Origin of the sequence: Pseudactinotalea sp., assembly GCF_048594945.1 — a bacterium.
GTDB lineage: Bacteria > Actinomycetota > Actinomycetes > Actinomycetales > Beutenbergiaceae > Pseudactinotalea.
On record NZ_JBMDXJ010000329.1, the window covers coordinates 1 to 3,706 of the forward strand.

At 70.0% G+C, this 3,706-nt stretch carries 7 protein-coding genes and 1 riboswitch; of the genes, 3 read left to right on the top strand and 4 right to left on the bottom strand.

Going from position 1 to position 3,706, the window contains the following annotated elements; genetic code table 11:
- The first annotated feature begins 290 nt into the window (after nt 1–290).
- Entirely contained in the window at nt 291–689 is a 399-nt protein-coding gene (locus tag ACOJSN_RS14695; protein WP_420113241.1) for a hypothetical protein, read from the top strand.
- A 2-nt stretch (nt 690–691) separates the two neighbouring features.
- Nucleotides 692–1,126 (top strand): hypothetical protein, encoded by a 435-nt coding sequence (locus ACOJSN_RS14700; protein ID WP_420113242.1) that lies wholly within the window; start codon nt 692–694, stop codon nt 1,124–1,126.
- Here the strand turns inward: ACOJSN_RS14700 and ACOJSN_RS14705 are convergent.
- From ACOJSN_RS14705 to ACOJSN_RS14715, 3 genes are read right to left on the bottom strand one after another with little or no spacing between them, the layout of a single operon-like run.
- Nucleotides 1,095–1,463 (bottom strand): fluoride efflux transporter FluC, encoded by a 369-nt coding sequence (locus tag ACOJSN_RS14705; protein WP_420113243.1) that lies wholly within the window; start codon nt 1,461–1,463, stop codon nt 1,095–1,097. The genes ACOJSN_RS14700 and ACOJSN_RS14705 overlap by 32 nt on opposite strands.
- On the bottom strand, nt 1,460–1,888 hold the full coding sequence (locus tag ACOJSN_RS14710; protein WP_420113244.1) for a fluoride efflux transporter FluC: 429 nt from the start codon (nt 1,886–1,888) through the stop codon (nt 1,460–1,462). Before ACOJSN_RS14710 ends, ACOJSN_RS14705 begins: the two co-directional genes overlap by 4 nt.
- Nucleotides 1,885–2,430, bottom strand: a complete 546-nt coding sequence (locus ACOJSN_RS14715) for a universal stress protein (protein WP_420113245.1) — start codon at nt 2,428–2,430, stop codon at nt 1,885–1,887. Before ACOJSN_RS14715 ends, ACOJSN_RS14710 begins: the two co-directional genes overlap by 4 nt.
- Nucleotides 2,431–2,486: 56 nt before the next feature.
- A riboswitch (Fluoride riboswitch) is annotated at nt 2,487–2,558 on the bottom strand.
- 9 nt (nt 2,559–2,567) lie between these two features.
- Here ACOJSN_RS14715 and ACOJSN_RS14720 point away from each other — a divergent pair.
- The gene (locus ACOJSN_RS14720; RefSeq protein ID WP_420113246.1) at nt 2,568–3,353 is read left to right on the top strand and encodes a nucleotidyltransferase domain-containing protein; all 786 of its coding nucleotides are present in this window, start codon (nt 2,568–2,570) and stop codon (nt 3,351–3,353) included.
- Nucleotides 3,354–3,356: 3 nt separating this feature from the next.
- On the opposite strand, the gene ACOJSN_RS14725 is transcribed toward ACOJSN_RS14720, so the two are convergent.
- On the bottom strand, nt 3,357–3,706 hold a 350-nt coding region (locus ACOJSN_RS14725; protein WP_420113247.1), incomplete at its 5' end, for a M15 family metallopeptidase.

A 3,706-nucleotide genomic window follows, 5' to 3' on the forward strand; every position in this document is an offset into this window, starting at 1 on the left:
TCAAATCCTGTCAGCCCGACTCGTGAAACCGGCGACTTGTCGCCGGTTTTCGCGTGTTGGGGTGGTCAGGTGCTGGGTGCCGGAGCGCCCGGCGAGGCATGAGCAGGTGGCGACGGTCGCTCCTGTCAGCCCGACAACATGACGTCGCTGGCCATGGGAGCGCGGTGGGCCGCGAGGAGCGGCATCGGGGCGGCGACGGGCTCCCCGTCGCGATACGCAAGACTGGGTCCTCCTGCTGGTCGGCGACAGGGGCGAAAGTGGAGCTGGGATCCGGACTGACGCAGCGCGAGGTGAGCTCGTGGCTGGAGGAGACTCCGATGGTGCCGGGGGAGACACCCTGGCTCGTCGTCAAGGCGACTGCGGCCAATCCGGTGATCGATCTGCTGGTCGTCACCGACCGGCGGCTCTACGGGATGCGCCGGGGAGTCTTCAAGCCCCGACCGAGCGCGGCGTTGCGGCACGGACGAGCGCTCGTGGGCCGCGCGGCTGGGCGACACCTGTGGATCCCTGTCGACGGCGGCAGCAAGGCGGTGTGGGCGCTGTTCGAGAACGTCGCAGACCTGGAGCGGTTTTCGCAGGTGCTGCAGCACACCTCCAGCTACGCCGGCGCGCTTGCCGGCACTCCGGATCTCGATGCCGACCTGGGCGAGCCGCCGGTGGACGAGGAGATCTGGCCAGCGCGGACATGAACGTGACAGAGCAGCGGATCAGCGTGAGCCGTGCCGGCCACGTTCACGAGGCCATTGTGTCGTGGTGGTTCGACGGCCGGGACTGGTGGGTGGCGGTTGACTCGGAGGCGTTCGAGCGCGTCGAGGCGCGGGAGAATGACGCCTTTGAGGCACTCTGCACGGTGCGCACGATGCTCGAGCCACACGGTTGGCGACTCGGCGTGACCGGTGCGCGGGCCGACGTGTGGCCCAGCGGAATGGCACGCGACCAAGGGGGCGGGCTGCGTTGCTATCGGATCGTGGACGCGGCTCCGGTCGAGCTCGTCGATACCTTCGAGCCCGTGGATCCGGCGATGGTGACCACCGTCGCCGATCAGCGCGCCCAGGCGGATCTGATGTATGCGTCGCGGGCCGCAGAGGCACCGCCTACGCACCCGCGAGGACCCGACCGATCATGATGCCGATCCAGCCGATACCTCCTCCGAGGACCAGCATGCCCGCGGCGTGGGCCACCGCACGGCCGACGCGGCCCTCGAGCAGCAGGCGCGCCGCCTCGACGCTCGCCGTGCTGAAGGTCGAGTAGCCGCCGAGGAGGCCGGTCCCGAGCACACCGACGATCGTCGACTCAGTTGCACCGCTGGCCCAACCGGTCAGCAGCCCGATCAGCAGGCAGGCGCTGGTGTTGACCACGAGCGTGCCCACCGGGGTAGCCGAGTGCGTACGGCGCTGCACGGCGCCGTCCACGAGGAACCGTGCCGCCGCGCCGATCCCGCCCGCGAGCGCGATGAGGATCATCGCGCGTCCCCTCGCCTCAGGCGTCGGGCCGCCAGGATGCCCACGACGGCGGAACTCACCCCGATCGCGACGCTCGCCACCGCATAGCCCACCCCGGTCAGCGGTGCGCCGCCACGGAGCAGCTGTTCGGTCTCGGCCACGAACGTGGAGTAGGTCGTGAAGCCGCCGAGCACGCCGGTGCCGCACGCGAGCCGAACCACCCGGCGACGGCCCTCGTCGGGGCCGCCGAGCACCAGTGTCTCGAGCAACGCGCCCAGCAGCAGTGAGCCCATCACGTTGATCACGAATGTGGTCCACGGGATCGCGCCGGGCATCGCAGGGAACGCCGCCTCCGCAGTCGCCCGTGCCGCCGTACCGATCATGCCTCCGGCTGCGACCATGCCCGCACTCGTCAGCGTCGCCCGCCCACGAGGTCGGTGGCTCATCGTGCCCACGGTGCGCCGATCTCCTTCCAGTCCACGACGCTCAGCGGCACCGTGAGCACCGGCCGGTGCTGATGGTGAGCCAGATGGGCGGCGACGGAGCCCTCCAGGAACTCCTTCAACCGCGCTGCCGACCCCGGAGCCCGCGTGCCGACCACGACCGCGGCTGCGTCGACCGCGCGAGCGAGGTGGGTGAGTGCGCGATCAGGCCGGCCCGCCAGGTAGTGCAGGTGCCACGGCACGTCCCCGCCCACCGCCTGCTCGACCTGCCGGGCGAGCGCGGACTCGGTCTCGCGCCACGCCTCGTCGTCGGCGTCGGGATCGATGGCGGCGTGGCGGACGCTGCCATCGGCGTGCTCCGCCACCGTGTAGCGCGCAGGGTCCGCGAAGGCCATGTGCAACGACGGCGCTCGGGTCGCGAGTGCGAGCTGCACGGCGGTGCGGACCACCAAGGGGTCCTGCCCGGGCACGACTCCGACCACGAGCGGGTGCCGGTCGAACGGCACCATCCGCTCCACCGAGGGCTGCGGCACCGTTGCGCTCATGCTGCGCTCATCTCCAACCACCTTCCGCGGGCGCTCGTTCCTGCCCGCCGTCGATCGACGTGACAGGAACCATCAGCCTCGCGGCGGTTCGGGCACAAGCCCAGGCGGGATCCATCGCCATCGGCCATGCTATGCCCATGCAGCATCAGGAAGACACACTCGCCGCCTACGTGAGCACGGTGTCGCAGGACGAGGAGAGCATCGCCGTCGTGCTCGATGGTTCCCTTGCGAAGGGCACCGAGCGGGAGGACTCCGACGTCGACGTCTATCTCGTGGTCACCGACGCGGCCTTCGCCAGCGCCTTCGAGAATGAACGACTCAGCTATGTCGACGCCGACGCGGCGACGTACGACGGCGGCTACGTCGACATCAAGGTCATCACCATCGACTACCTGCGCCGGGCGGCCGAGGATGGCGACGATCCGGTGCGTGCCTCGTTCATCGGCGCCCGGGTCGCATGGACCAGGGACCCGCAGGTCGCAGGCCTGGTGGCGGCGATCCCGACGCTGCCGGAGTCGGCCTGGGCAGAACGCATGGCCTCCTTCATCGCCCAGATGCGTCTGTACGGCGGCTACTTCCTCAAGCAGGGCGCGCAGCTCGGTGACGAGTACCTGCTGCGCTGGGCCGCGGTGCACGCGGTCGGTTCCGCGGGTCGCGCCCTGCTCGCGCGCGGTCACGTGCTGTTCCAGGGAAACAAGTACCTCACTGGCCTGCTGACCGGTCTGCCCGACCTGCCCGCGGGGTATCTCGATCTCTCCGACCGGCTGCTGGCCACCCCGACCGCCGCGCTCGGGCGCGAGTTCCTCGACATGGTCGAAGGACACGAGGCCTGGCCGATCACGCGTGACCAGACGCTGTCACGGTTCGTTCGCGAGAACGAGCTGTCCTGGCTGACTCGCATTCCACCGCCCGAGTTCCGCTAGCCGCTACCGCCGCAACCGCGGATCCTCGGTCGGATCGTTGTACGCAGGCGGGCACCCGGCCTCCGGCGCCTCGGGGCGCAACTCCAGGTGCCACGGCTCGTTCAGGTAGGTCTGGCACAACCCATGCTCAGCGCCGTGATCGGCGAACCACAGCATGGCGTCGTAGGGTCCCACGTCCACCGCGTCGCCCGATACGTGCGCCGAGGTCTCCGCAGTCGCTACCCACCGGGCGGCTTCCTCCTCAGACCCGTACGTCTGAACCGCCTCACGCAGCAGCTGCTCCTGATACTCCGCCGAACGCCATCCGCTGGTCACGGTCACCGTGATGCCGTCTCGCGCAGCCTCGTCACCCG

What these genes read in the sequence shown, in the direction of transcription:
- ACOJSN_RS14705 (WP_420113243.1), bottom strand. Translation starts at nt 1,463, where the DNA reads ATGATCCTCATCGCGCTCGCGGGCGGGATCGGCGCGGCGGCACGGTTC.
- ACOJSN_RS14710 (WP_420113244.1), bottom strand. Translation starts at nt 1,888, where the DNA reads ATGAGCCACCGACCTCGTGGGCGGGCGACGCTGACGAGTGCGGGCATG.
- ACOJSN_RS14715 (WP_420113245.1), bottom strand. Translation starts at nt 2,430, where the DNA reads ATGAGCGCAACGGTGCCGCAGCCCTCGGTGGAGCGGATGGTGCCGTTC.
- ACOJSN_RS14720 (WP_420113246.1), top strand. Translation starts at nt 2,568, where the DNA reads ATGCAGCATCAGGAAGACACACTCGCCGCCTACGTGAGCACGGTGTCG.